Source organism: Acetobacter ghanensis, assembly GCF_001499675.1.
Taxonomy (GTDB): domain Bacteria; phylum Pseudomonadota; class Alphaproteobacteria; order Acetobacterales; family Acetobacteraceae; genus Acetobacter; species Acetobacter ghanensis.
Window position 1 is genome coordinate 813,774 of record NZ_LN609302.1, and the last position, 25,237, is coordinate 839,010.

Here is a 25,237-nt window from a genome sequence, read left to right on the forward strand (position 1 = left end):
AATGACAGCAACATCTTCCAGAAGCGGCGCAACCGTGACCGTTATTTGTCGTATGCCATCCGGCCTTGTGATGGAACTGTACGACGAAGGTGCATTGCAGGCTCCGGCGCGTCAGGGTGCGCTTCCTGCCATCAAGGACAGCGTACGCTTGCAAGGGGCGCGGCGTGACCCGCGCTTCCACAAGAAAGACAACATCATGCTGGGCATGGGTGGCCGCACGGAAGTGGCCGCTGACTTCTGGGAGGCATGGACCAAGCAGAACGCTGAGTTCATGCCGCTCAAGAAGGGCCTGATCTTTGCCATGCCCAAAGAGGCCGATGCCGTCTCCCGCCTGTCGGAACTGCGGGACGAACGCACCGGGCTTGAAGGTCTGGACAAGGACAAGATGCCCGGCGTTACCCCTTTCGCCAAAGAGGAGTTCTGATGCCCTGCACGACCACGACCGGCGTTGTCACGTTCGATTACACGGCGTGGTCGGCTCGGTATCCAGCGCTTGCCCAGAATGTGGATGCAACGCTGGCGCAGTCATACTTTGACGAAGCCACGTTCTACCTGAACAACACGCCATGTAGCCCTGTGCGCGACCTGAACAAGCGCGCATTACTGCTTGGCCTGCTGGTGGCGCATCTGGCCACCCTCTACCTGCCGCAGTCTCAGGGCGGCACAGGGGGGCTTGTAGGGCGGGTTTCTTCCGCCACTCGTGGCAGTGTTTCCGTTGGGACCGACATGGGAAACCAGCAGGAGCGCGCAGCGTGGTTTAATCAGACCCAATTCGGCGCATCGTTCTGGGCCGCCACCCGCTATCTGCGGCAGGCCCGGTACGTTCCCGGCTTTCCGCAAAGGCCCCGCATATGGCCGTAAAGATCAAGTCCGTTGGTGGCGTTGGCCTTGAGAACGCACTCAAGCAGTTGCAGGAGAAGATAGGGCAGGGGGCGCATGTGCGCTCCGGGTTTCTGGAGAACGCGACCTATCCTGATGGAACACCGGTGGCGCAAGTAGCCTATTGGGACGAGTATGGGACAAAGACAGCCCCGCCCCGCCCGTTTATGCGCACGGCCATTGCCAACAACAAGGGCGATTGGGGCAGGCTTATGGGGGCAGTGCTCAAGGCCACAGGCTATAATGTCAATCAGGCATTAGCTCTGGTAGGTGAGAAGATCACCGATCAGGTCAAGCAAGAGATCGTCTCTTTCACGGCTCCAGAAAACTCCATGCTGACCAACATCCTCAAGGAGAGATTCCCGACAGGGGATTACACCAAGGATGACTTCCTCAAGGCTGTTTCCGACCTCAAGCATGGGGCCACGGCAAGTCCCGGCAAGCCGCTTGTCTGGTCTGGGGTCATGCTCAATTCCGCGGCCTATGACGTAAAGGAGGGCCCGGAATGATCGACATATTCGGTGCGGCAGGGAGCCTCTGCGCGCCCATCAATCCGCACATAACCGGCACCCTCAAGGGCAGCACGGGAAGCGTCACAAACGACGACTTCTCCGTAACGCCCCAATACACCACGGCCACGGTGGAAATTGAGGTGCAGGCTGTCAGTTCTCAGGACTTGCAGCAGGTCGAGAACATCAATCAGCAGGCCGATATGCGCTCGGTCTATGTGCGCGGGGCCGTACGGGCGCTGAACAGGCCGCTCCAGATCGGCGGCGATATTCTCACATTTTACGGCTCCGACTGGCTGGTAACGCAGCAGTTGGAGGAATGGGGCAACGGCGAATGGTCGAAGGTTCTGGTAACTCGGCAGATGCCTACTACGTCATAAGCCCAACAGAGAGCGAGATTTACAAGGCGGTAGGGCAATGGCTCCAGAGCATTTTGCCCACAGGCATGGGTGTTGTTCAGGGCCAGCAGAACCGAAATGCTGCCCCCCGCGATCCATTTGCAGTCATGGTCATTATTGGCCGAGAGCGCATAGCCACTAATGGCTGGACCTATGACGGAAAGGCCACCCGCACCCTGACCGAACAGGTGCAGGTGACCATGCAGGTCAATCTGTTTGGCCCAGCCTCCAGCAACCAGATGCAGGTTGTCACGGCCCTGTGGCGAGACATGCAGGCGGTTGATTTCTTCCGCTCCCTTGGCGTCCCCATTGCGCCCCTGACCACATCCACCACGCGGCAGCTTGGGTTTGAGACTGGCGAGCGCCAGTACGATGACCTGTGGACGGTTGACCTCACCATGCAGGTCACGCTGACCACTCGCCTGCCGCAGCAGTTTGCAACATCCATTCCCATCAATCTGGTTGAGGTCGTAACGGCCTATCCAGCAACGGAGTAAGTCATGGGCAATATCCCCATTTCTCAGGCTGTGAAGGTTATCCCCGGCGTACTGGCTGCGGGTTCTGGCCTGAACAACCTTTCCGCCCTGTTCGTCACGACTGCATCCAGCGCACTGGCAGCGGGGGCTGTAAAGTCTTTCACCTCTGCTGCGGATGTGGGGACAGCCTTTGGCAGCACCTCCATGCTGTACCAGATGGCGCAGGTCTATTTCTCGGGCTACGAAACCGCAGTTATGACGCCGGGCACGCTGTATGTGGGGGCGGTTGCCTCTGCCGGTTCCGGGGCTACGGGCACGGCAACTGTGACTGACGGCGCGGTATCTGCCCTGACCGTTGGTGCAGGCGGGTCTGGTTACACGGCGGCTCCGCTAGTTGCTATAACGGGTGGCGGCGGCACTGGCGCAACGGCTACGGCTACTGTGTCGGGCGGTGCGGTAACCGGATTCACCATTACCGCCCCCGGCTCTGGCTATACGTCTGCGCCCACGGTAACGATCACCCCGGCCCCTGCCAGTGATATTGACCCGCAGCTTGACGCCCTGCGCGCGGCAGAAGGCGGATGGAACGGTCTGGCCTTCGATGCCGAACTGGACGCGGATACCAAAGAAGCAGCCGCTCAGTGGGTCGGTACGCAGAACAGTGAGGTGTTTGCCGCCATCGTGGACAGCGCCCCCAGCGCCACAGAGAACGAAAGCCAGACCGCGTTTGGTGTGTGGCTCCAGTCCCAGAGCATCAGCGGCGTTACGGCGCTGTATGGCACGTCTCCGCTGGTAGGGGCGCTGGCCATGGCGTGGATGGCCTCACTCTCCTTCGCCACCAACAACGGGCGGCAGACGCTGGCCTTTGTGCAGGACGCCTCTGGTCTGGTTGAGGCTGCTGTAACGGACGGAGCCACGGCATCCACGCTGGTTGCCAATGGGTATTCGTTCTACGGCTCCTACGCCAATGGCGCATCCCAGTTCGTGTTCATGCGCCCCGGACAGGTGTCGGGCAAGTTCCTGTGGGCGGATAGTTACGTCAATCAGATTTGGCTCAACTCCAACCTGACCAGCGACCTTGTGAACCTGCTCCTGACCACGGGCAACATCCCGTACAATACGGAAGGGGACACGCTGGTAGAGGCTGCGGTCAAAGACACGATCAATCAGGCTCTGGCCTTTGGGGCCATCCGTACCGGCGTGAACCTGACCACGCTCCAGCGCCAGCAGATCAACAACGCGGCGGGCGTGACTACGGCGGCGGATAGTGTGGTGAACAGCGGGTATTACCTGAAACCCAACATCAGCACGGCCCCAGCCTCCTACCGTGTGAGCCGCACAACGCCGCCCGCGCAGCTTTGGTACGCAGATGGCCAGAGCGTGCAGTCCATCACCCTGAATAGCGTAGAGGTGCAGTAACATGGCGCTTGATATTACGGCAGCAAACAGCATCTTTGTGATTACGGTCACATCGCTGTTTAACGCGCCTGTGCGGCTGGAGAACTATGCCGCAGACCGCGCATGGGATGCCCCGGAACTGGAGATGGCAGAAACGGCCATGTCCATTGATGGCTACCTGAACGCGGGCTTTGTGCCGAACCCGGTTGACCAGACGGTATCCCTCTCTCCAGCCAGTTCCAGCATTGCGGTGTTTGAAGCCATCATGACCGCGCAGCAGACGGCCCGGTCCATCTACCGGCTTGGTGGGGAAATCACCCTGACCAGCACGGGCCGCAAATACACCATGGTTAACGGTATTCTGCGCGCGGCCTCCGTGCTGCCCGCTGCCGGGCGCGTGCTGGAAACCCGGACGTTTGCCATCCGCTGGCAGGCCGTGACCCCGGCGGGGGTGTAATATGGTCAAGCAGGTAACAGTCGTCTGCCCACATGAAGGGGCGGACAAGGGCAAGCGGTTTGTCATCACCCGCATGAGCGCTGTGGCGGCAGACCGGTGGGGCAGGCATTGCTTGCAGGCTGCCGCATCCTCGGGCGCGGATATTGCTGGGGTTGCGGCCGGGGGCGGTATTGCTGCCGTGGCTGCTGCTGGCATCGGCATCTTCGCGGCCATGGACCCGGCCCGCATGGATGAACTGATCGATCAGTTGCTCCAGTGCGTGCAGATGCAGCCGGACCCATCCAACCCGGCCATGTTGCTGCCGTGGGATGTGGTGTCCGCCGGCGAGCAGATTGAGGAAATCCCCACCCTCGGATGGCTCCAGAAGGAAGCATTCGCCCTGCATGTGGATTTTTTCAAAGGCGTAGGCCAGTTGTTCTCCCTTCTCACGCTCATGCTGGGGACGGAAAGCAACGCCCCTGCGCCCGCGTCTGCAACGTAGATGAACGGCACGCCCTGGTAGTTATGGAGGGGCTTGCGTCCCTCCACGACCTCCAGACCATTTACGACAGCGAGGACTTTGAGGACTTGCTGGAGATGGCCGTTGTGAAACGGTTTAATAGGTGATGAAACATGACTGATGCAGTGAAAACCACCCCCCTGACGGTTACTCTTTCATTCTCCGAGGGGGCTCCTGAGAACATCGCGGATATGATTAATGCGCTTGCGAGCCGCCTGCGTGATTTCGGAAACGCTATCGTAGGCGAATTGCCATTTTGCATCAGCGGGACGTCCGAGGTTGCTCACGCAGGGCGCGCGGACAATCTCACTGTTGCCTGCGGCATCACTGTGGATGAGTTCGACCGGAGGTTAGAGATTGCCCTCAAGCGCGCACTTGAGTCTTTTACGTCTCCCCCATTAACGGAGGATTATGGGCGCGCGCATGGGGGAAAGGCATGTGACGGGGATGATCTATAGATCCCATGTCCTCTTAGGATCCTTGAACCATTCAGCCAGCCTAGGGGTTCCGTAAGTTACCCATCCCTTCTTCTTCTGCCGAATGACGATCAACATGTCATGGTCGGGATATGGAAGTATTTTTACTATATCGTCCATGATTGTTTCGGTTGGTTTTGACGTATCCAAAAACCACACTGATTCCACGGGATGCCTGCAATCATAGGCGCGGAGATAGTCGTAAAGAGCGTCATATCCTTTATCGCCCGGCTTATGCAGATCGTAAGTGACCATAATTACTGACATGTGGGATTCTCCTTCCCGCCCAGCCTGCCAGTACCTCCAATCCCCCACCAATCACATTTCCCCAGAAAGCCCTTCCCATGGCCACAGTAATTGACGCCCTCGTTGTCACCCTCGGGCTGGACCCTAAGGGGGTGCAGAAGGGGGGGAAGGAGGCCGGAGAGGCTTTTGATAAGACAAAGGCCAAGGCGGAAAAGGTCGGGAAGGATATTGAGGCCAGTGGAGTGAAGCCCGCTGAGTTCTTCACCAAAATGCGCAACAGCGCGCTATCGTTCTTTGCCGTCATGACCGCAGGGAAAACCCTTAAGGCGTTCGTGTCGGATACGGTGGCGAGCAATGCCAGTCTTGAGCGCACTTCTCGGCGGCTGAATATAGCAACCAAGGACGTATATGCGCTGCAAAAGGCAGTAGATTCTGTGGGAGGGTCTGGAGACGCGGCCACAGCATCCATACAGAACATTCAGAGCGCTATGACGGACCCAGCGCAGGCCGCCCAGCTTGCGCAACGGCTTTCCCAGCTGGGAGTGAGTGACGGCATTGACATCAAGACAGGCCAGATCAATGACATTAGCAAGTTTTACCAAAATCTTGCTGAAAACAGGACCAAGCTAGCTAATGCTCCGCGCGTTGGTCTCTTGCAGGATATTGGTCTGGATCAGGGGTCTATTGATCTCGTTCTCAAAGGAGGAAGCGCGGTAAAGTCCACGTTTTCTACATATGAATCCTTCGGGAAGAGAATGCAGGAAAACGCGGAGGAATCGGAAAAACTGCAAGCGCGATACAAGGAGCTGACAGAACAGAACCGTGTGTACGCGCAGGAATTGGAAGGCAGCCTTCTCCCGGCCCTGACCAGCGTGACGGGCGCCCTCTCTGACTTCGAAAAGCAAAACCCCGGACTAACCAAGGGTCTGATAGGAACATCTGCTGCCATCGCTGGCGTGGGGACCGCCATACTGGGCGTTCTCGGTATTGTTGGTGGCGTTCGCTTCCTGCGTGCACTGAAAAACATTGAGCGTCTGGTAGGGGCCGGAAAGGTCGCGGGCGAAGCGGTTGAGGCTGGCGGGAAGGCCGAACCAGCCGCCGCCAAGGCATCCCGCGCCGCCCGGGTTGGCCGCTTAGCATCCCGAGCCTTTGGCGGCCTGAACCTTGCGGCAGACGCCTACATGGCAGGCGATCTTTTCTGGAATGGAGCATCCCCGTCACTCTCCAAAAACGACACCAATAATGCCGCAAAGAAGATGTTCCTGAGCAAGCTTGACGCGCAATACGGGCTACCCAAAGGCTTTATGGATGCCATATGGGCGCGCGAGAGTTCGCGCGGGACCAATGTCAAACCATCCTCTGCCGGGGCCTTGGGCGACTTCCAGATCATGCCTGCTGTGGCCAAGGAGGCGGGCGTTGATCCCATGAACTTTGAACAGGCCGCGCGCTACGCAGCAAAGAGGTTCCACAACAACTTTGCGAACTATGGCGGTTCTTTGTCGGCCAGTATTGCCGAATACAACTGGGGTGGCGGCAACCTGCGCAAAGGCATGTCTCAGTACGGTGGAGACTGGCAGGCACATGCCCCGCAGGAGACGCAGAATTATATCTCTGGGGTTAGTGCGGCCCTAGATGCTGTGCGTGATATGCCTCGGGGTGGCGCAGAGGGTGGGCAGAATACCACCCACAACACGGTTAATGTGGGGGAGATTAAGGTCGTGGCCCCCAGCCCTGAGAGGGCCGGGGACGCGGTGCAGCGCAAGATTGTAGAAATGAGGACGGCAGCCTCATTTGCTAACTCTGGGGCTGCGTAACTTCAATCTTGCTTGACGGGCAGGGGTTTATCTACCGTCGCCCCATGTAACAGCAATAATCCTGCTGTATTCCTGCATATTGGCAAGGAAAACTGGGCCTGACAGTCAGATAAGAATTTGTCCCTCTCGGCGCTGCATCCGAGCATGGCATCGGCCAGAGTTTCTCTGGATTCTGCAAAGCCGTGCTTTTCTCCGAATGAGCGGGCGCATGCATGCAACGAAGATACATCGCTCTTATGGTTGGCATCCATGTATCCCATAGATGCCGCTGTATTCTGCATAGACTCTCGCTCCGCTGGAGTGAGGCCCTCACCCCACCCAACCCCCGGCAGGGAAAGGGCGGCGATCACAATAAGTAACCGTCTCAAATCTACCTCCAAAAGCGCGTGGGCGGGTCAGGGAATGTTGTTACTTCCGTTTTTTCCCATTGGGAAGAATATCCCCCACACGTTCTTTGAATACAGCAATGAGAGGTCTGTCTATATCTGCAAGGGAGTTAGTGACAATCTCTCCACCTGAACCCTCTCCAAAATCGAATTTATATTTTGCGTCCTTGCATTCGTATAAGTCGAATAGGCGTCCTGCCCTTTCTTTCCCATAGAAGACTACAAATTTCCCTTTGTAATCCTTAAACTCTATTGCGTCTAAGGCCGCAAAAAGTTCGTCAGTATCCGATAAAAATGCAAGCCTTTTCTTAGTATATTCAAATACCTCTATTTCAATTTCAGAAGGAATAATTTCTGGGTCTTTGTTTGGGTCTGCATCAGACTTCACTGCATCTGTTGCAACCAAAGGTTTCTCAGGCTCTTTGTCTTTAGCTGGAAGATCGAGGCGTTGTAAAATTCTGAGATTGATAAACTCTCCAAACGCGCTTTTGGTGAGTACCGTATAATCAGCCATTGCTTTTGACCTAATATTGCTTAGGCCAATTCCCTGCAAAAGAAGCCTAACAAAAGCGTCCGTAGGTTCCTTTGCAAGCTCTTCAATCTGCTGAACAAGATTCTGGAAGATCAATTTGCGCTTTGCTTCGGCACCGATATTTTCAGGATCAAAATTGGACTTCTGGAGGCTCTTAAGGCCATCTACAACAGAATCTTCGATCTTTCCCTTTGCAATATCGTGCAGGTCGAAAGAAAGAAAAGCGTTGGAGTCCATCATATTCGGTTCGTCAGAATCAGCGTAGAATTCGTACACCATCCCGTCAGTAATAACGCCCATTTTCACGGTAGGAGCGGCATTGAAGTAAGAGCGAAGTTGCCCTCTATCATCCTTTAATTCTGCTCCGAGTGACTTGCACTCTATGGCAATTACTGGCGCGTTCTCTTTGAGAATAGCAAAATCGACTCTATTTTTGTACTTGTCCGAGAAGTCTGCATTATGCTCTGGGCATACTTCATCGGGGTTCATGGTGTCGTAGCCAAGAAAATTGATTAAAGGCAGGACCAGGAAAAGTTTCGTAGCCTCCTCATTCGTGCAGCGCTTTGATATGCTGATCATACGCTCGGAGAAGGCTTTAAATTTCTGGCGGAAATCATCTGACATACGCTCGAATCCTGCGGCTTAAAAAAATGTTAGAATTATTTAGCCCATAGCCATTAAAAAAGAAAATATATGCACACAAAATAAGTGCGGATAGCTGCCCTACGTAGCGTCATTAGCTTTAGAGAATGTGCTCAGCAACATAACAAGAGACTTTCTATGCTCATCATCCATGTTGCGCATAGCTTGGAGCACTGCGCGCTCGGCATCTGTCATCTGCCCTCCCTCGAAGGTTAGCGCGGAGCGTGAAAGATACACACTCTCCTGCAATCTGTGGACTATTTCAGCGTTCATTGAGTGAGAACGCGCGTCCGCTTCCGCCTTGAGGTCATCAAGGAGGGCGCGTGGCATACGCAGGGTGATTGGAACTCGTCTCTCATCGCTCATACTGGACTTATAAACCATATTGGTTGCACTTTCTAGTTGACAACCAAAATGGTGTCATGCCTTATGGGCGTGCAACCATAATGGTTGTCAGGAGACGAAATGAAAAAGACAGCGACCATCACCTTGCGCCTTGATCAAGATCTGCTGCGATCTTTGAAGATACGAGCAATCATGAATGATCGAAGCGCGAATGGTGAGATTTCCGCCATTCTGAAAAACGTTTTGGAAACAAAAAAGGCACCAGAGCAAGGCCTCGAAAACCGCTCTGATGCCTCTGACAGTGAATAAGGAAACACTGATATGAGTTCTATTATCACACCATCAGCACCAAATTCCAGCCCCACGATGTCCAGCAAGGAAATTGCTGAACTGACGGGCAAAGCGCATAAAAACGTCATCCGTGATATTGAATCGATGATCGCGGAGATTGAAAAAGATGGCTCAAACCTGAGCCATCAAGCAAAATCAAAGGGTTACGCCGTCGAGCGTGATAATCGTGGGTATGTGAAAAACATCCATCTTGACCATAGTCATACCATCACGCTGATCACTGGCTATGATGCCCGGCAGCGCAAGAAGGTTGTAGACCGCTGGTTAGAGCTGGAAGGTGACCGGGGTTCTCCGGTCGCCCCTAAGCCCAAACGCATCCGCAAGCCCGCGTTTGATACCGCCTTTACCCGCTGCATGAACGTGGTCGCCCATCTGCCCAACGTGGACGAGAACCAGAAGGTTCTTATGGCTGCGCGTGGCACGCACACGCTCACGGGCATCAACCCGCTTGAGGCTATGGGGTATGCAGCACTCCCAGCTGCCACGGAGGACAATTACCAAACGCCAACGCAGCTTGGTAAGCCATTCGGCATTCCGCCCCGGCGCGTTAATCAGATCCTCGTTGATGCGGGCTTGCAGGCCCATACCCCCGGTTCATCCACGGGCAGCGATTGGAGCATGACCGACAAGGGGCTTGCTTACGGCAAGATGTTCGATACGTCCCGGCGTGGCGGGAAGGGTTCTCAGCAGCAGCTTAAATGGAAGCCGTCTGTTGCGGAGTTCCTGCGCCCTTTCTCCCAAACGCCAGCGTAAGCGCCGTAACGGCCAGCCATCCCTTCGGGGGTGGCAACGCTGGTGGGAATGTCACAGGGGCGGTGATGATTGGCGGGGAAGTCGTTTACTTCGACGCGGATGATTACAAGCTATGGGCTGGCGATAGGGCTGTTGTTCTAGACCCGCGCGGCAATATTTGCGTGGTCACGCTGGAAAGTAACCACCCAGAGGAACTTCGCAGCCTGCACAGAACGCGCAGGGCGCTGATGCAATGGCATGATCCCATAGACGGCAGGCAATCGAAATTTGCCGTACAGGTTCTTGGTCGGCACGTGCCTGTGGGAGTTGGTGCGGAGGCTAGGCAGGCGGCTTTGGCTTAGGGGGGGGGATTTCCTCCCCAATCCACCTGATGCCGTTTAGCGGGGTTTGGTGGGGGTGGGGAGGGTTATTTGGGTGGAACAGCACCCTCAATTGCCGTCAATAACTTTACTCCCTTCGGTCAAACGGAAGGGGCGGATTCGTAGCTTTTTTATTGGTATATCAATAATATGTTTAAATTTATCATCATCAAATGAGAAGAATAATGAAAATATTTCTTCGCAATCTACGCTCAATATAAATCTAGGTGGGGTTAACGCAAAGTAATCTATGGGCGCGGCTTCATTGGCGCTTATTCCTATTTTAACTCCGTACACAATTTCATCAGTTTTCTTTTTTCTGAGTTCAACCTTCATAGAATATTGTTTTTTTCTACGTTTGTTGCCTTTGCATGGAGCCAGAAACTACCCCTTATCTTCGCAGGAAATTTCAAAACGCTGACGCCATTGGGAGTTGCTCCAATGATAATATCTTTTCCGGATGCTTCCTTCCGCACCTCATCACAAAATATTGCCGAAATTATTTCGATTTTCGTTTTGTTTGCCATTTTTATGCGCCCACCTCATGTGCAGGTAACTGAAAATCATATTTAGATTGCGAGGGTTCAAATGTAGATTCGAAATCTTCTGCGATGCCGTAGATAATCGATGCAGAGCTTTGCTGTATGGTTAGAAAGGTACTGTCAAGTGTAACTCCATCTATCGTCGGCTGGATGGCAACAGAATCGAATCTCCATTCATACCCAAGTTTATCCAAAATCAAGAACATGGATCTGGTGTTGATATGCCTATCGGGATTGAGGGCGCGCGAGAAAGAGGCAGGCTCCCAGCCCAAATCTTTGGCTACCTGATTTTGCGTCAAGCCCTTTGCTTTCATTCTCTCCTGAACATGCTCGCGCAGTGCCATCTTTAAGCTTTCAAGAAAGTTTGCTTCCCGAATCTCTTCTGGAGAAAGAAAGTCAAGCGCGGAAATGAAGGCAGGCATAGTCATTGTTTTTTTCCATATGAACTTTGGGTCTATCGAATGCTGCTTTATCCAAAACAAGACATAGAAAATCATTATGCCGTATTCCATGGGTAGAGCTTTGTCTTGCGAATCGACCAAGTTCATCTTGAGTTCAGCGAGTACGGCAATGAATGTATTTTCTGTCGTATGGACCCAACCAAATACTCTCACATCAGTAGTTCGCATTTCCCATATGTTGGGCCCTTCAGGAGAAATCGGTTGCAGCTTTTTTAATGGCTGCTCCGGCTTTCCATCATCAAATTGGCCAATCGTATGATACGATCTTCCTGAGGTAAAACTATTGAGTAAACTTACAACCTGTTGAGTTGGTGATGTTTTTCCGATTCCATTTTTCGTCTTATGCGCAGCAAGGAAGTCTGCAATCTCTTTCGTTATGTAGCACTTCCTCCATTCCTTCCTCCCTCGCGTATCTGTCCATAGAGATAAATATGATCCTACTAGAGAATCTATATCTGTTGACATTTTTGTCAATGATATCTGGCTATCAGCAGATATGTTTGCCGCAGGCTTTGAAAGCGAACTCATAAGTGTCCCTCAATAAATATACCCCAACCCAATCCCGTTAAATAAAATGACGCATAAATATTATTCTCTAATTTATCCAATAATAAATTCCCTTAGTATTCTGCTTCTTACTTAATCCTGTATGCAATGAAATGTCGGGGGAAGGTACACAAATAAAGAACACCCTTCACGTTTATTGACGGTTGCGTGACCTTGTACCCAACCCCCAACCTGTACTACGCTACGGCCACCATTCAGGAGCCACAGTCATGGTCATGCAAACGGTGGCCCAGCCGGTCACAGCTAATGTTATTTCGGGAGCCGGGGTCCCCAAGCTCTGGTCCCCGGTCATATCCGATGCGGAGGCTGTGGCCTCGGTTGAACTGGATACGCTGCTCCAGAGCTACCTTATCAAGCAGGCCGACAAGCTGTGGGGCATCTTCGATAGCAGCGGAACTGCCGTCATAACTTCGGGCCGGGTGCGGGCCATAGATATGCGCGCGGGCTATATGATCTCTGACGCCCCCTTAGAGAACGGCGCGTTCATGTCCTACAACAAGGTGAAGCGCCCGAGCGAGATCATGGTGGAAATGCTGTGTGACGGAACCAGCGTGAGCTACGGCAACCTGAGTGCAATCAGCAACCTGTTGTCGACCGCTGGAATTACGGGCGCATCCCCTGAGCTTACGGCGCGCACCAGCTTCACCAAAGCGCTGGATGCAGTCGTGGCGGACCTCAACCTCTACCATGTGACCACGCCAGAGCAGACCTACTCCAACATGAACGTGGTCGAATACTCCATGCGCCGCTCGGTTGAGCGAGGCGTTACGCTGCTGTGGGCGGACATTCGGATGCAGGAGGTGCGGTTGACGGCATCCAACCAGCTAACAAAGACTGTAAAACCCAGCGGCGAGGCAAAAGCTTTCTCAGGTCCAGTCTCGACTGAGACTGCAACAAGCGCGCAAGCTGCTTCTATAAGTGGGTGAAAGATGGCTGATCCTGTTGTCATTCCCCTGAACGCCGTTGCCCAGCAATCAGTTCAGGTTACTTTGTCCGGGCAGTCAGTTCAGCTTGACATTCAGCAGCGCACAAACGGCCTGTACATGAATATCTGGCTGAACGGGACGATGATTATCGCTGGCCTGCTGTGCCAGGACAGAACGTGGCTTGTGCAGAAGTCCTATTTCGGCATGCCCGGAGATATGATGTTCACGGACCAAGAGGGTGAAAGCGACCCTGATTACTCCGGGTTTAGCGGGCGGTATGTCCTGATGTATCAGGAGGGAAAGAATGTCTGAAATTGAATCTGTTGGGCATCGTTCGCAAAAAAAGCTTCACCAGCGAAAGCTAGATGTGAAATTTGATCTTGTAACAGGCGGATTTGGCCCCGATGGCAAGGACAGCCTGATGCTGTCAGGCCACCGTGTTCGATGCCATATTACAAATGCGGGAATGTCCACTGGCTCGTCCCTTTCGCTTCGTATTGAAGGGATGGACTTGAGCGAAATGAACCGAATGTGCGTCATTCGTGCACGCATGACATGGCAAAATGCCAATAAAATTACTCTGCTTGCTGGAGACGATACATCGCCTAAGTCTGTGATCTTTTCCGGATACGTTACCGCTGCGTTCGTGGATTTTACTGGCGCACCAAATGTGGCCTTCCAAGTCGAGGCGAATAATCTTTGTTTGTCGGCGGCCTCTGCTATGCCGCCCATATCGTTCAATGGCCCGGCAGCGTTTCAAACCATTGCCTCCGCCATTTGCGGCGCGATGGGGTGGACGCTCCTAAACCATGGCGTGAAGGCCGTCTTCCCCAGCTATTATGGGTGTGGCGACCCAAGAAGCGCGATGGAGCGCCTTTGTCTGTCGGTAAAGGCAGATTTCCATTTGGACGAAGACCTAAAAACCCTTCATGTTTGGCCCCACGATTACGCTTATAAAGCCGATGATGTAGGGGTTGATATGCCCTATATCAGTGCGAAAAGCGGCCTCATCGGCTACCCCGCCTACAGTGATGCGGGCGTTCTGTTCGAATGCCTGTTCAACCCCAATATCCGGTACAACTCCCCCCTTCGACTTAAGAGCGATTACGCTCCGGCTGGGTGGGTTGATAACCAGAATGGGCAGGTGCCAGCCCAGACCTCTCCGGCCAATGGCATATGGTTGCCGTACATCATCGAACACAACCTTGAATCAGAAGTGCCGGACGGTCAGTGGACAACCTTTGTGGGAGCAACGCGCGGTGACAACCCAGCAAACTTCAAACTCGGGTAATCTTCCCGGGTCTTGGCAGCGGCCAGACGGAGCTTCCGGTTTCAATACCACCAATGCCGCAATCCGCCGCATCCTCTCCATGATCGGCGCAGACACTCTGGTGCAGGTCAAGGCGGTGCATGGCGCGGGGCTGGAGCCGGTCGGCACGGTGGACGTGCAGATTATGGTCCACCAGCAGGACGGGGCAGGGCGGACGGTGCCGCACGGCATTATCTACGGCATTCCCTACTTTCGCCTACAGGGCGGCACGCGGGCGGTTATCTGCGACCCGGCTGTGGGGGACATTGGCGCGCTCATTGTGTGCGGGCGGGACATATCGGGCGTAAAGGCCAACCGCGCCCCGTCCGCCCCCGGCAGCTTCCGCCAGCATGATTATGCGGATGCGCTGTACATCGGCGGCTTCCTCAATGGCGCTCCGGCTGAATATATCGGCTGGGTTGGGGGCGATGTGCACGTCAAGACAGCGGGCAAGTTCGTGGTGGATGCCTCCGAGTGCGATATTAACTGCACGGTTAATGTGGCCGGGGCAGTGACGGCTACCGGGGATGTTAAAGCGGGGAGTATCAGTCTGGACAGTCACAAGCATTCGGGTGTGCAGACGGGGAATGGGAATACTGGGGGGCCGGAGTAAAGCCGCCATATTGCAATTAGCAAAGAACAGCCGCATATCGCCGCGTGGAGAAAACAAGAATGACAGACGATAAAGATTTTGCTCTGTGGCTGGCGAAAGAAAAAAGGGCGCTCGCAGACGCGGGATACCAAGAAACGGTGGCCTCGTTCGATAGGATTAAGGGAAGGTTGGGCGCGGTCCTGCCGCTATCCGTCACCCTTACAACGGCATCTTTGGCTGGAGCCTTTTCCCAGCGGGAATACTCCATTGTCTGCGCGTTTCTTGCTCTGGGCTTTGGGGTTACAAGCGCTTTGTGCGCGGCAGGCCTCTACTCCACTACCCTTATATCCAAAAATGTAGGGCCAGATGGTGTAGACACCATTCTATCTGACGTGCCCGAGCGAGACGAAGAGCATGCCGCCTTGTGGTTGGCCTACACTGCGTCTTACATCACGGCGGAAAATACTAAAACCATTGGCAGAGACAGGCGTTGGCTTAAGGCCGCGTGGGTGTCCCTAAGCCTGACGCCTATCGTGTCATTTCTTCTTTCCATCGCCTGTGGAGGATGGGGCTCGTTTTAAGGCAGAATCACCAACGAACGCTCCAGAGGATCGCTTCACACTTTGGATGATAGAAGCGGGGTTCGGACGCTGTGGCTGCGGTGCTGGTGCGGGCTTTTTATCGGTCATGCGGATTCCCTTCCACATCATCCTGCCAGTACCCACCCCACCCCAAAAGGTACACAGATGGGGAACATCTTCCCTTGTACCCGCGCGCGGTTTTTGGCATAGTTCCTCTACCGTTGCGCGGTCTGTGCAGATACCGCTTGTACCCGGTACCTTTTTGCAGTAGTTTTTTCCTAATCTCTCACAAGTCTATCAGCCGTCCTTTTGGGCGGCTTTTTTGTTGGTGGCGCATGAACACGATCCTTCTTGACCGGAGCACGTGGGACTTGCTGCTTGACCACGATGGCAACATTGCTGTGGCCTCCAGCGCCTATGCGGTCGGGCAGGATATTTCCTCTGCCGTGCGGGTGTTTCAGGGCGAGTGCTATTACGACACGGCGCAGGGGCTGCCCTACCTGACCAACATACTGGGCAAGAACCAGTCTCTTTCCGTCTTTCAAACGCAGGTTGAGCAGACTGCCGCAGCCGTGCCGGACGTGGCCGAGGCCCGCTGCATGGTCTCCGGCATGAGCTATGACCGCGCGCTTTCTGGCGCAATTCTCTACACCACCACAGACGGGACCACCAGCAATGTCGGGCTCTGATTACGGCACAACATCAGTACCAGCGCCGTCTTTTACGGATGCGGGGTTTGTGGCCCCAGCTGAAAGCGACATGCTAACCGGCGTGTTGGCGGACATGAACGCGGCAATGGGTGGCAACCTGAACACTGGCCTGTCCACCCCACAGGGCCAGCTTGCTATGTCTCTCACGGCCATTCTGGGGGATGCCTATGACCAGATGCTTGCCATCTTCAACGGCGTGGACCCCGACCGGGCATTCGGTCGTATGCAGGACGCCATTGGCAATATCTATTTCATCAGTCGCAAGGGTGCGACAGCTACGGTTGTTACCGTTACCTGCATCGGGGCCGCTGGGGCTGTGGTGCCGGAAGGAACGCTCATTCAGGATGGGAGCGGGAATTATTACGCCGCAGATGGTACTATCACGCTGGATGCAACGGGCGCTGGAATAGGCTCCTTCTCCTGCACCACTAAGGGCGTGATCTACTGCCCCGCCAATAGCGTGTCTGTTTATCAGTCAGTCACGGGCCTGACATCGGTCAATAACCCGGTGGCCGGCGTGACGGGGAGTGCGGAGGAAGGGCGACAGGCGTTTGAAGCCCGGCGCAAGGCAACGGTAGAGGGCAATGCCATTGGTTCCCTCAACGCCATCGCCGGCGCAGTGCTGTCCGTTGACGGGGTGACAGACGCCTACGTGACCGACAACAGCACGGATGCAGCAGTAACGACTGGCGGCGTATCCATTGCGGCCCATAGCCTATACGTGTGCGTGAACGGCGGCACGGACGAGGATGTGGCTCTGGCCATCATCAGCAAAAAGCCGCCCGGCTGCGGCTACACGGGCACAACCAGCGTAACCGTGACCGATCCGAACAGCGCCTACCATACGCCACCAACCTATACCGTGCAGTTCACGCGGGCCACGGATACGCCAGTCTTTTTTGCCGTAACGCTGGAGAAGAACAGCGGCGTTCCGTCAACTGCTGCGGCAGACGTACAGGCGGCCATTCTGGCGGCTTTTGATGGTATGGAAGGCTCCCAGATCGGGCAAACGCTCTATGCCAGCAGCTTTTATGCAGCCGTTGCGGCCCTTGGGTCATGGGTAAAGATTGTAGAGATCACCATCGGCACCGCGGCCAGCCCGACCGGTTTTACCGCTGCCATGAACATCGACCAGATTCCAACGCTTGAGACGGGCAACATAGCCGTTACGGTGAGCTAGTGCAGAACGTCAGCCAGACCATTCTTTCGCAATACGCGAACAGTCCGGCCATATGCTCGTTTATCGAGGCGTGGAACCAGATGCTGGACCCGGCCACGCAGATAGATGACTGGTACAGCCTTGTCTGGAACGTGCAGACGGCGCAGGGCTATGGGCTGGACGTATGGGGCCGCATTGTCGGGGTCTCGCGTATCCTGAGCATATCGGCGTCCGAATACCTCGGCTTCCGCGAGGCTAACGACCTGACGGAAGAGGGTTTTGATCAGGCCCCATGGTATCGGGGGGTAGATGCCACGAGCAATTACCGCCTGTCTGATGATGGCTACCGCCAGCTTATCTATGCCAAGGCTCTGGCCAATATCTCCGATGGCTCAATCCTGTCTCTGAACAAGATCCTCACAACCCTGTTTGCAGGCCAAGGTGATGCTTATGTGCAGGACAATGCCGACATGAGCATGACTTACGTGTTCAAGTTCGTGCCAACGGATGTTCAGGTCAGCATCATCCAGAACAGCGGTGTATTGCCCCGTCCTGCGGGGGTGTCTGTTTCTTACTCCATTCAGAGCGAATAACCATGAAAAGCACAGATGACCGCAAGCTGTTTGGCACGCCCATTGGTGCAAGTGCCGCAGCGGGCAACATTGCCACCATCCCGCAAACGCAGGGCACGGCGGGTGATGGCACGGCCTCGGTGGCTCTTGGCTTTCCGCCGGAAACGTTTATTGCGCGCGCAGCCGGGGGCGAACCCCCGCGCGGGCAGGATATGAACGGCCTGCTCAACCTGCTTTCCAGCGCCATACAGGTGTTGCAGACAGGCTACCTTGGCCCGTTTGATGCCACCTTTGCGCAGTCCATTGGCGGTTACCCGGCAGGAGCCATTGTGTCTGGTAGCACCCCCGGCACCTTCTGGGTCAGCACGGCAGATGCCAATGTTTCCACCCCCGGCGCAGACGGTGCAAGCTGGCAATCCCTGTTCAACGGCTACGCCACGCAGGCATGGGCAGAGGAGCGCTACGTCAAATCCGTTCCGTCCACCGGACAGACGCGCATTACTAACCTCGTGGAGAACTCGGACGGGCGCGCGGTGTTCGGGGATGGCACAAATAATTCCGTTCTGGCTCTACTCTCTGACCTGCCAATGGCCTCTCCAGATTTACAGGTGCAGTCGTTTACAGTGACAGGGAGTAGTGCCGAGGCTCCTATTGTGACCAAGTTTCCGGTGGCTTTTAAGGCTGGGACGATTCCCGAGGTATGGTTGCAAATCAACCCAGAACCAACAGGCGGAAAATGGGCGCGAGTAGCAACCGTTGTGCAAACCGAAAACTCTGGCGGCACTTACTCTCAAGAGATAGACAACACTGGGTTCACGTGGGGCGGTACTTTTATAGGCGGCTATGGAACTAGCTATGCCGGGGGCGGCAATTCTGTTGAACCTTACGTTCTTACGGTATTAGCTATTGGAGAAAAACAATGAGCGTTCTGGATGACCTGAAAGCTGCTTATCCTGCGCGCTATTATGCCAGTATGGATAAGCCCTGTGCATGGTACGATATGTGGAGTTGTATCTCCACGGATGGCCTTCCTGCCGCCAGCACCCTGTTTGCCATGACAGCAGACCAGTGGGCGGCAAAAGGCGGGAATACTGGCACGAAAAGCATGGCAGTGGAGAATGGTGCGCTGGTGGACTACACGCCGCCCGTTGTTCCAGTTCCCCTAAAAACGCAGGCTGCAACTGCGCAGGCATGGATACAGCAGCAGGCCAATCTTGCTGGCGCCATGGGGGAGGTTTTTACGGCGGACATGAAGGCATATGTGAAAGCCATTGCGGCTATTGCCAACGGCACGGACACCACCAGCACTGCATTACCCACGCAGCCTACGGACGTGATGACGACGACAAGCAGTACGTCTGCCACATAAGACGCCGCAAGCTCTGACAAACCATACCGCCCAGTGAGGCGGTTTTTTTATGCCCGGACAAAACCATGACTGAAACACAGTGCGCAGCAGCCTGCGCGGCTGATGATGACCTGCGCGAAATTGTGGACAGCCACGCCCGCCGCCTTGATGGGCTGGAGGACGATGTGGATACACTCAAGTCTGGCCAGTCCGCCATGATGGAAAAGCTGATCTCTGTCGAGGCGCAGGGGCAGGAGCGCGAGCGCAACCGGGCCGTGGAGGCATCGGACACACGCAAGGCCCTAACCGACCTGACCAAACAGATTGCCGAACACACGGGCGCGCAAAAGCGCCAGAACCAGCTTGCCGAGGACAGCTTGCGGCGTTGGCGCAAACTTGCCGTTGTCGTTGGGTTGGCCTGCACCATTGGGGCTGCCGTAGGGTCCACGCTGCTTTCCGATCAGGAGGTGGCCAGTACCATCTGGGTGCGCTGGCTGCACCTGCGCGAGCCGTGGGACGTGGCGCAGGGGGGGCAGGCGGATGCCGCAAACCTCTCTACTCACTGACCCCGTACAGGTTGCCGCACGCACCGCATGGGGTGAGGCGAGGGGCGAAGGCCCATCCGGCATGCAGGCCGTTCTGTGCGCGGGCATGAACCGGCTGTCCCGGCCCGCGTGGTGGGGTCACAACATTTGCGGCGTATTCCTCTGCCCGTGGCAGTTCTCATGCTGGAACGACAACGACCCCAACCGGGAAAAGCTGCTGGCTGTGACCAGCGCGGACCCACAGTTCCAGACCGCCCTTGCGCTGGCCCAGCGCCTTGTGAGCGGCACCCTTACCGACATCACCAGCGGGGCAGACAGCTACTATGACACGCGCCTTCCGCACGCGCCTCCATGGGCTGCTCCCCGCTTCTATCGCTGCACGATTGGTCACCATGCGTTTTACCGCGTGGGGCCTTTTGGAGAAGGATAACCCTATGGCTGATACGCCATCCCCCAAAGCTACAGCCGCCCAGACCGCAACGGCGGTAACCGGCGGCCTGTCCCCCATTGCTCTCGCTCTTGCTCTGCCGCAGCCCGAGGCAACATGGGTGCTCTATGCCTGCGCTGTGTTTGCTGGCGCCGGATTTGCCGCAACGCAGATCCCGTTGCCCGCTAACCAGACCGGCAAGCTCTGGCTGCTGTACCGCATCATCAACTTCCTCGCCCTGAACTGGAAGTACGCAGCCAACGCGGCTCTTGCCCTGCGCTCCAGTGCGGCCGTCGCCAAAGCAAGCCCTCTGGCTGGCCCCGGTTCTGTTGTCACCATCCCCAAGGACGATACGAAATGAAAAGCCTCTCCCGCCGCAGCTTCCTGCGCACGTCCGCCCTTGTGGGTGCGACTGCCCTAACCGCCTGCACGGTCGCCACTACGGGCAGCACAACTACCGTCACTCTCAACACAGCCAAGGTGAAGGCTTACGGTCAGGCAGGCATTAACGCCATCGCCACCATTCTGAGCATCACGGCTATTTCTACTGCCATGGGCACGGCCGCCGTGGCTCTGATTGAGACGGCCGGAACGGCTCTTGCAGCCAGCCTGACAGCGTTCTCCAACGCAACCAACGGTACGCTGACCATCACGTATGATGATACGAACTGGAAAACCAAGGTCGATACGATCCTTGTGGACCTGAACAGCGTCGCCACGGCCCTGCGCTCCGGCCTGACTGCGGCTCAGTCCACCGTGACAAGTACAGTCATCAACGAGGCCATCACTGCCTTCAATGCCCTACTGACCGTGCTGGATGCGTTCATGGGGGTTCTGGGCATCAGCCTGTCCAGTGTGACGGATGATCAGGAAGCGACCGCACTCAAGACGCTGGGGGCATCATGATCGGAATAGCAATCGGGGCAAGCGCCGTTGCGGGCGTAGCTGTTGGCGCAATCATCGGCTTTTTCTTCGCCGCCAGCATCAGTGCCAGCTGGTAATGACGCCGGACTTCGAGTGTGGAGCCATAGCCGGGGGCGCGTTTGTCGGCCTCGGCACTCTCCTGCTGGCGCTCATATGGCGCTGGCGAGCGAGCGCTGGCAGCTTCTGGGGACAACTTACGAAAGGGCAGGACGATGCGGATTAAAGCGTTGGGCTGCCTGCTGGCTCTCTCTGCCTGCTCCACCGTTCCCATGCGGGCAAAGCATGACCTTATCGGTATGCCTCGCTCGGACCTCATCGCCTGCGCCGGGGTACCGGACAACGTGGCCACCCTGCCAGATGGAGAAGTGCTGCAATGGCGGCAGGACCAGCAGGTGCAGGGGCCGTTTACGCTCAAGGGGCCAATGTCGCTGGAGCTTGATTTGAGCGGTCACGGGACGTGCCACTTCGTCGCCCGGTTGCGGCAGGGGCGTGTGGCGCAGGTGGAATACACCGGGCCTAGCGGTACGCTTCTGGGGCCGTATTCTGCCTGTCGGCCTTTGGTGTTGGCTTGTGAGCGGCGCGCGAGGAAAGGCTAAACCAACGGCGCTCACAGGCAGCGGAGAGCCGTTGGCTTGGCTGCTATAGCATGGGGATTGCGGCGGAAGTGAGTTACTCGGAAATTCCGAGCAACTGAATTATTGGGGATTTCCCAATGGTTGACGCTCATGAAGTGCCGTTTTTGAGCATCAAACGGATTTGCTGCTAAAATTTGAGCGACAAGGTGACGGGCTTCCACCGTCTGCTCACCGCGTCCGCAGCTATCTGATGGCTTCTTGTGTTCAACCAACGAGCACACCGACTGTAATCCGCCGGACGATTTTTGTTGCTACGGGCCGGGCTTGATACCGGCTCCCATTCCCGGAGTGGGGTTGTCGCGCTATGTGCGCCCGTCCCAAGCTGCATCCCCAAGTGGTCTGTCGCAACATACGTGTCCATCCACGCCGCCGTAGCCCTGACAGGGTAGTACAGGCTTGGGGTGTTGTACAAGGGGAATTCTCGGCGCAATATGTGTGGAAAATCAGTGGAGTTTATGCGTAGGTACAAAATTAAGAGCAGAAAATAGCCAATTCTACTATCCAGTCCACAAAATTGACATGGTAGGGGTCACAGGTTCAATCCCTGTTGCGCCCACCATTCCTGAGCCGCAGTATTCTGCGGTTTTCACCATGTCTCCCGCTGAAAAAATACACTCTCCAAGTGGTAACAAACGGCATCAAATTCCATTATTTGGAACCTGTATCCGTGCCAAATCCGTTCCGCTTTTATCCTACCACCTAGCGCGCCTCTCGGTTCGGTAAGCATCGGGCATTTTCTGTGTATAGCGCGCGACGACTGCCATGGTGTTTTCATGTGCTGGCGTCTTGCAAGCCGTCTTTCACCTTCCCAATCGCCCTTCCTCGCGCCGAACAGCTCGGCGCGAAACACTGAGTGCCGTACCCAAAAGAGCAAACCCTGTGGCGAGTTCAAGACAATGTACCGCGCCGCCGCTCCCTTGGGACAAGCCAAAGACCAGTGCCACTAACGCAGAGCCCAGCGCCCAGCCGAGTGTGCGTGCGACTGCCATCATCCCACTGGCCGCACCGCTGCGGGTTGCTGGGCCAGAGGTCATGACGGTCAGATTATTGGGCGTCTGATAAAAGCCAAAACCAATGCCGCAAAGCGCCATCCGCCAGCATATGTCCCCAAAGGTAGGTTGTGCGGGCATAAGGCTGAGGGCTGCCAGTCCTCCTGCCAAAATTGCCAGCCCCACACTGCTTAAAATCGAGGCCGGATGCCGGGTTGCCAGTCGGCCCGCAAAAGGGGCTGCAACGGCAACAAGCACAGGCCAAGGCGTTACCAGCAGGCCTGTTGTGACGGCAGAGAGATGCATAACCGTCTGGAATAAAAACGGTAGTGCGACATAGGCCAGAATTTGTGCCGCATAAGCGCAGATTGATGTCAGGATTGAGAGTGAGAATAGCGGAATAGCCAGCAGGTCCAGTGGCAGCATAGGCATCTTCAGATTTTTCTGCTGTCCGTACAGCAGAAGAGTGCACAGTAAACCTGCTCCGATTTCAAACGTTGCCAGCCCAGTTTCTTTTTGCCCCAGAGCATCAACCCCCAGAATGCTTAGCCCCAGAGCGCCCACATTCAGCAGTGTACCAGCCCAGTCGAACGAGAACGGAGCGCGGGGACTGGTCGGAGCAGCCCGTAGGAAAAGCGCAACGGCTATTATACCAATCGGCACGTTGATCAGAAACAGCCATGGCCAGGGAGCAACAGCCAGAACCGCCGCTGCCAGCGTAGGCCCAATTGCGGCGGAAATGGCAACAGCCAATGCGACAATGGCAAAAGCCTGATGCAACTGGGTTCTTGCATATACACTGCGGACAAGTGCACCGCTTAGTGCGGCCATACAGGCTGTTCCCAACCCCTGCACAACACGAGCCCCAATGAGAACGCCCAGAGAGCCCGAAAGCGCACAGGCAAGGGATGCTGCTGTAAAAAGCGCCATCCCGAACCCGTAAACCCGTTTTAGGCCCAGAGAGTCCGCCAGAGCAGCGGCAGGCAGCAAGCTGACTGCGACAGCGAGGTGATAGACATTGACAACCCAGACTGTCTGAGTTTCGCTACAATGAAGGTCGCGCGCAATGGTGGGGAGAGCAATATTGGCAATTGCCCCATCCAGCCCGCCCAGAACAATGCCAAGCACGGCGCAAAGCATGACCAGACGGCGCTGCGTGTCAGAAACAGGCGGTGAGGTCATAAAAAATCCAGTGTCCTAAGTGCAAAAAAGGTCACTTTGTGTCTTACGGGCGAGAATGCCAATACTGTTGCAGCATTTTATAAGACGCGCAGACATAAGTCCGGCAAGATGAATACTGGATCAAGAGTGTAAGAGGTCGAGATAGAGGCTCTGCTAACGGATATATCTGTGGAACAAAGCGCTCACTGGGTTGGGCGTACATCGGCAATTGCGTTTTGCCCGTAAGAGCCGAACTGCCGATGTACGGGCCTGTGGGTGTTCCGTATTCTGGCAGTTAGCTCACTGAATTCGGTTGAGTGTTTGAGCCAGTTGGCTTCCGGCTACTTCCAGAGAATGGACTTCAGACAGTTCTTTGGGGAGATTTTGGTAAAGCTCCAAAACTGCTTTGGCTGTAGCTTTTAAAAGCTCATCTCTTTCTTCATTCGTCACAACGGTTCTCCTAAAAATGACTGGCACACTATGCATGCTAGACGCACTCTGTGTGGCACATGAACGCAAATTAGGAATCTTAGGGCCCAACTAAGATAAAATCTATTAGCTTCACTGCGATGCTGATGCGCTCTAGGCAGACGCCAGAGTAATGATGTGTGTAAGGGCATGAGGTCGGCATGAGTGGAAGAATATCCTCTCATGTCCGCGCCTGTACATGGTTCTGTGTCAGATATAACTGGGCAGTGCTGGAACGTGGGAGCTGCTATTGCCGAGTGCATTCCACGTTGAGTGGTTGCAGCCAGCAGGCTCCTCTGCGGGGCTGCTGGCTGGTGCCCCATCCGCCTTGAACTGGTTACGTGATGATCAGGGCAGGTGCTGGGTCAGCGAGCGCGACATGGGCACCGCAGATAATGCCCATTTTTTAAGGATGTGGTCGTTTGCAGGGGAGTTCATGAAATGTGTCTGAACAAAATGGAAAAATAAATCTGCGTCTTGAAGTTGTAAAAATGGATGAATAATAAGGATTAGGCGTAAAAAGACCCTGAATTTTTTTCTTTCAGAATGCTTTCTATTTTCTTATCTATAAACTTTTCGTTGGCACTAACGCGCGCTTCTTTTGTATTGTTGGCATACACCAGCCCAGATCCGCTTGTTGTGACCTGGCTATTTGAGCTTTTGTTGGCGCTTTTTGCCTGAAGTATGGTGTCCCAGACATTGGTATTTGTCTGACCCACATAAGAAACTGCATATCTGTACATTACTATCCCTCCACATTACGGATTATGACCATCATTTCAGATTCGTGTAAAATAAAAT

General features: G+C 55.3%; 39 protein-coding genes. 28 read left to right on the forward strand and 11 right to left on the reverse strand.

Annotation, left to right across the window (positions count from 1 at the left end; all coding sequences use genetic code 11):
- Position 1: 1 nt before the first annotated feature.
- The 9 genes from AGA_RS03925 to AGA_RS03965 all read left to right on the forward strand — a co-directional run bounded on the left by AGA_RS03925 (position 2) and on the right by AGA_RS03965 (position 5,074).
- The gene (locus tag AGA_RS03925; RefSeq protein ID WP_059023115.1) at positions 2-424 is read left to right on the forward strand and encodes a hypothetical protein; all 423 of its coding nucleotides are present in this window, start codon (positions 2-4) and stop codon (positions 422-424) included.
- Positions 424-861: a DUF4054 domain-containing protein gene (locus AGA_RS03930; protein WP_059023116.1), complete on the forward strand. Its 438-nt coding sequence runs from the start codon at positions 424-426 to the stop codon at positions 859-861. The genes AGA_RS03925 and AGA_RS03930 overlap by 1 nt, the downstream gene beginning before the upstream one ends.
- Positions 852-1,388: an HK97-gp10 family putative phage morphogenesis protein gene (locus AGA_RS03935; RefSeq protein ID WP_059023117.1), complete on the forward strand. Its 537-nt coding sequence runs from the start codon at positions 852-854 to the stop codon at positions 1,386-1,388. The genes AGA_RS03930 and AGA_RS03935 overlap by 10 nt, the downstream gene beginning before the upstream one ends.
- The gene (locus tag AGA_RS03940; protein ID WP_059023118.1) at positions 1,385-1,768 is read left to right on the forward strand and encodes a hypothetical protein; all 384 of its coding nucleotides are present in this window, start codon (positions 1,385-1,387) and stop codon (positions 1,766-1,768) included. Before AGA_RS03935 ends, AGA_RS03940 begins: the two co-directional genes overlap by 4 nt.
- Entirely contained in the window at positions 1,723-2,283 is a 561-nt protein-coding gene (locus tag AGA_RS03945; RefSeq protein ID WP_157065296.1) for a phage neck terminator protein, read from the forward strand. Before AGA_RS03940 ends, AGA_RS03945 begins: the two co-directional genes overlap by 46 nt.
- A 3-nt stretch (positions 2,284-2,286) precedes the next feature.
- Positions 2,287-3,681 (forward strand): DUF3383 family protein, encoded by a 1,395-nt coding sequence (locus AGA_RS03950; protein ID WP_059023120.1) that lies wholly within the window; start codon positions 2,287-2,289, stop codon positions 3,679-3,681.
- Position 3,682: 1 nt separating this feature from the next.
- Positions 3,683-4,117 (forward strand): phage tail fiber protein, encoded by a 435-nt coding sequence (locus AGA_RS03955; protein WP_059023121.1) that lies wholly within the window; start codon positions 3,683-3,685, stop codon positions 4,115-4,117.
- A 1-nt stretch (position 4,118) separates the two neighbouring features.
- On the forward strand, positions 4,119-4,598 hold the full coding sequence (locus AGA_RS03960; RefSeq protein WP_059023122.1) for a hypothetical protein: 480 nt from the start codon (positions 4,119-4,121) through the stop codon (positions 4,596-4,598).
- A gap of 131 nt (positions 4,599-4,729) precedes the next feature.
- Positions 4,730-5,074: a hypothetical protein gene (locus AGA_RS03965; protein WP_059023123.1), complete on the forward strand. Its 345-nt coding sequence runs from the start codon at positions 4,730-4,732 to the stop codon at positions 5,072-5,074.
- Here AGA_RS03965 and AGA_RS03970 read toward each other — a convergent pair.
- Positions 5,069-5,359, reverse strand: coding sequence for a hypothetical protein (locus tag AGA_RS03970; protein WP_059023124.1), 291 nt, complete (start codon positions 5,357-5,359; stop codon positions 5,069-5,071). The two genes, AGA_RS03965 and AGA_RS03970, sit on opposite strands and share 6 nt — an antisense overlap.
- 77 nt (positions 5,360-5,436) lie before the next feature.
- On the opposite strand from AGA_RS03970, the gene AGA_RS03975 reads away from it, so the two are divergent.
- Positions 5,437-7,152 (forward strand): transglycosylase SLT domain-containing protein, encoded by a 1,716-nt coding sequence (locus tag AGA_RS03975; protein ID WP_059023125.1) that lies wholly within the window; start codon positions 5,437-5,439, stop codon positions 7,150-7,152.
- 2 nt (positions 7,153-7,154) lie between these two features.
- Here AGA_RS03975 and AGA_RS03980 read toward each other — a convergent pair whose 3' ends face one another.
- From AGA_RS03980 to AGA_RS14440, 3 genes are all read right to left on the reverse strand, one after another.
- Positions 7,155-7,433, reverse strand: a complete 279-nt coding sequence (locus tag AGA_RS03980; RefSeq protein ID WP_157065297.1) for a hypothetical protein — start codon at positions 7,431-7,433, stop codon at positions 7,155-7,157.
- A 127-nt stretch (positions 7,434-7,560) separates the two neighbouring features.
- Positions 7,561-8,694, reverse strand: coding sequence for a type I restriction endonuclease (locus AGA_RS03985; RefSeq protein ID WP_059023127.1), 1,134 nt, complete (start codon positions 8,692-8,694; stop codon positions 7,561-7,563).
- A gap of 99 nt (positions 8,695-8,793) precedes the next feature.
- A complete protein-coding gene (locus tag AGA_RS14440; protein WP_059023128.1) occupies positions 8,794-9,096 on the reverse strand; it encodes an Arc family DNA-binding protein in 303 nt (100 codons plus the stop codon).
- Positions 9,097-9,177: 81 nt separating this feature from the next.
- On the opposite strand from AGA_RS14440, the gene AGA_RS03995 reads away from it, so the two are divergent.
- From AGA_RS03995 to AGA_RS04005, 3 genes are all read left to right on the forward strand, one after another.
- Positions 9,178-9,366: a FitA-like ribbon-helix-helix domain-containing protein gene (locus AGA_RS03995; RefSeq protein WP_059023129.1), complete on the forward strand. Its 189-nt coding sequence runs from the start codon at positions 9,178-9,180 to the stop codon at positions 9,364-9,366.
- Positions 9,367-9,378: 12 nt separating this feature from the next.
- Positions 9,379-10,161 carry a Rha family transcriptional regulator gene (locus AGA_RS14015; protein ID WP_231946002.1) on the forward strand — a complete coding sequence of 261 codons (783 nt, stop codon included), beginning with the start codon at positions 9,379-9,381 and terminating at the stop codon, positions 10,159-10,161.
- Positions 10,162-10,226: 65 nt separating this feature from the next.
- Positions 10,227-10,502, forward strand: a complete 276-nt coding sequence (locus AGA_RS04005) for a hypothetical protein (RefSeq protein WP_059023130.1) — start codon at positions 10,227-10,229, stop codon at positions 10,500-10,502.
- A gap of 87 nt (positions 10,503-10,589) precedes the next feature.
- On the opposite strand, the gene AGA_RS04010 is transcribed toward AGA_RS04005, so the two are convergent.
- From AGA_RS04010 to AGA_RS13665, 3 genes are read right to left on the reverse strand one after another with little or no spacing between them, the layout of a single operon-like run.
- Positions 10,590-10,856, reverse strand: coding sequence for a hypothetical protein (locus tag AGA_RS04010; RefSeq protein ID WP_059023131.1), 267 nt, complete (start codon positions 10,854-10,856; stop codon positions 10,590-10,592).
- The gene (locus AGA_RS14020) at positions 10,853-11,047 is read right to left on the reverse strand and encodes a hypothetical protein (RefSeq protein WP_059023132.1); all 195 of its coding nucleotides are present in this window, start codon (positions 11,045-11,047) and stop codon (positions 10,853-10,855) included. Before AGA_RS14020 ends, AGA_RS04010 begins: the two co-directional genes overlap by 4 nt.
- A gap of 2 nt (positions 11,048-11,049) precedes the next feature.
- A complete protein-coding gene (locus AGA_RS13665) occupies positions 11,050-12,051 on the reverse strand; it encodes a helix-turn-helix domain-containing protein (RefSeq protein WP_157065298.1) in 1,002 nt (333 codons plus the stop codon).
- A 248-nt stretch (positions 12,052-12,299) separates the two neighbouring features.
- Here AGA_RS13665 and AGA_RS04025 point away from each other — a divergent pair, with 248 nt between their 5' ends.
- The 14 genes from AGA_RS04025 to AGA_RS04090 all read left to right on the forward strand — a co-directional run bounded on the left by AGA_RS04025 (position 12,300) and on the right by AGA_RS04090 (position 21,165).
- Positions 12,300-13,016, forward strand: coding sequence for a phage baseplate protein (locus AGA_RS04025; RefSeq protein WP_059023134.1), 717 nt, complete (start codon positions 12,300-12,302; stop codon positions 13,014-13,016).
- A gap of 3 nt (positions 13,017-13,019) precedes the next feature.
- Positions 13,020-13,328: a phage baseplate plug family protein gene (locus AGA_RS04030; RefSeq protein WP_059023135.1), complete on the forward strand. Its 309-nt coding sequence runs from the start codon at positions 13,020-13,022 to the stop codon at positions 13,326-13,328.
- Complete coding sequence (locus AGA_RS04035) at positions 13,321-14,307, forward strand: baseplate hub protein (protein ID WP_059023136.1); 987 nt, start codon at positions 13,321-13,323, stop codon at positions 14,305-14,307. The genes AGA_RS04030 and AGA_RS04035 overlap by 8 nt, the downstream gene beginning before the upstream one ends.
- A gap of 79 nt (positions 14,308-14,386) precedes the next feature.
- Entirely contained in the window at positions 14,387-14,938 is a 552-nt protein-coding gene (locus tag AGA_RS04040) for a Gp138 family membrane-puncturing spike protein (RefSeq protein ID WP_059023137.1), read from the forward strand.
- 59 nt (positions 14,939-14,997) lie between these two features.
- Complete coding sequence (locus tag AGA_RS04045) at positions 14,998-15,498, forward strand: hypothetical protein (protein WP_059023138.1); 501 nt, start codon at positions 14,998-15,000, stop codon at positions 15,496-15,498.
- Positions 15,499-15,833: 335 nt separating this feature from the next.
- Positions 15,834-16,187: a hypothetical protein gene (locus AGA_RS04050; protein WP_059023139.1), complete on the forward strand. Its 354-nt coding sequence runs from the start codon at positions 15,834-15,836 to the stop codon at positions 16,185-16,187.
- Positions 16,174-17,388, forward strand: a complete 1,215-nt coding sequence (locus tag AGA_RS04055; RefSeq protein WP_059023140.1) for a baseplate J/gp47 family protein — start codon at positions 16,174-16,176, stop codon at positions 17,386-17,388. Before AGA_RS04050 ends, AGA_RS04055 begins: the two co-directional genes overlap by 14 nt.
- Entirely contained in the window at positions 17,388-17,960 is a 573-nt protein-coding gene (locus tag AGA_RS04060; RefSeq protein WP_059023141.1) for a DUF2612 domain-containing protein, read from the forward strand. Before AGA_RS04055 ends, AGA_RS04060 begins: the two co-directional genes overlap by 1 nt.
- Before the next feature lie 2 nt (positions 17,961-17,962).
- Positions 17,963-18,862 carry a hypothetical protein gene (locus tag AGA_RS14025; protein WP_059023142.1) on the forward strand — a complete coding sequence of 300 codons (900 nt, stop codon included), beginning with the start codon at positions 17,963-17,965 and terminating at the stop codon, positions 18,860-18,862.
- Positions 18,859-19,308, forward strand: a complete 450-nt coding sequence (locus AGA_RS04070) for a hypothetical protein (RefSeq protein WP_059023143.1) — start codon at positions 18,859-18,861, stop codon at positions 19,306-19,308. Before AGA_RS14025 ends, AGA_RS04070 begins: the two co-directional genes overlap by 4 nt.
- Positions 19,309-19,373: 65 nt before the next feature.
- Positions 19,374-19,853 carry a hypothetical protein gene (locus AGA_RS13675; protein ID WP_157065299.1) on the forward strand — a complete coding sequence of 160 codons (480 nt, stop codon included), beginning with the start codon at positions 19,374-19,376 and terminating at the stop codon, positions 19,851-19,853.
- The gene (locus AGA_RS04080; RefSeq protein ID WP_059023144.1) at positions 19,828-20,262 is read left to right on the forward strand and encodes a cell wall hydrolase; all 435 of its coding nucleotides are present in this window, start codon (positions 19,828-19,830) and stop codon (positions 20,260-20,262) included. Before AGA_RS13675 ends, AGA_RS04080 begins: the two co-directional genes overlap by 26 nt.
- 4 nt (positions 20,263-20,266) lie before the next feature.
- A complete protein-coding gene (locus tag AGA_RS04085; RefSeq protein WP_059023145.1) occupies positions 20,267-20,620 on the forward strand; it encodes a hypothetical protein in 354 nt (117 codons plus the stop codon).
- Positions 20,617-21,165, forward strand: a complete 549-nt coding sequence (locus tag AGA_RS04090; protein ID WP_059023146.1) for a twin-arginine translocation signal domain-containing protein — start codon at positions 20,617-20,619, stop codon at positions 21,163-21,165. The genes AGA_RS04085 and AGA_RS04090 overlap by 4 nt, the downstream gene beginning before the upstream one ends.
- Here AGA_RS04090 and AGA_RS13680 read toward each other — a convergent pair.
- Positions 21,143-21,376, reverse strand: a complete 234-nt coding sequence (locus AGA_RS13680; RefSeq protein WP_157065300.1) for a hypothetical protein — start codon at positions 21,374-21,376, stop codon at positions 21,143-21,145. The two genes, AGA_RS04090 and AGA_RS13680, sit on opposite strands and share 23 nt — an antisense overlap.
- Before the next feature lie 19 nt (positions 21,377-21,395).
- On the opposite strand from AGA_RS13680, the gene AGA_RS04095 reads away from it, so the two are divergent.
- Entirely contained in the window at positions 21,396-21,779 is a 384-nt protein-coding gene (locus AGA_RS04095) for a hypothetical protein (protein WP_059023147.1), read from the forward strand.
- 839 nt (positions 21,780-22,618) lie between these two features.
- Here the strand turns inward: AGA_RS04095 and AGA_RS04100 are convergent.
- The 3 genes from AGA_RS04100 to AGA_RS04105 form a co-directional block, all read right to left on the reverse strand.
- Complete coding sequence (locus AGA_RS04100; protein WP_059023148.1) at positions 22,619-23,989, reverse strand: MFS transporter; 1,371 nt, start codon at positions 23,987-23,989, stop codon at positions 22,619-22,621.
- 279 nt (positions 23,990-24,268) lie between these two features.
- Positions 24,269-24,418, reverse strand: coding sequence for a hypothetical protein (locus tag AGA_RS13685; protein ID WP_157065301.1), 150 nt, complete (start codon positions 24,416-24,418; stop codon positions 24,269-24,271).
- Between the two features lie 527 nt (positions 24,419-24,945).
- The gene (locus AGA_RS04105) at positions 24,946-25,155 is read right to left on the reverse strand and encodes a hypothetical protein (RefSeq protein WP_157065302.1); all 210 of its coding nucleotides are present in this window, start codon (positions 25,153-25,155) and stop codon (positions 24,946-24,948) included.
- Between the last annotated feature and the right edge of the window lie 82 nt (positions 25,156-25,237).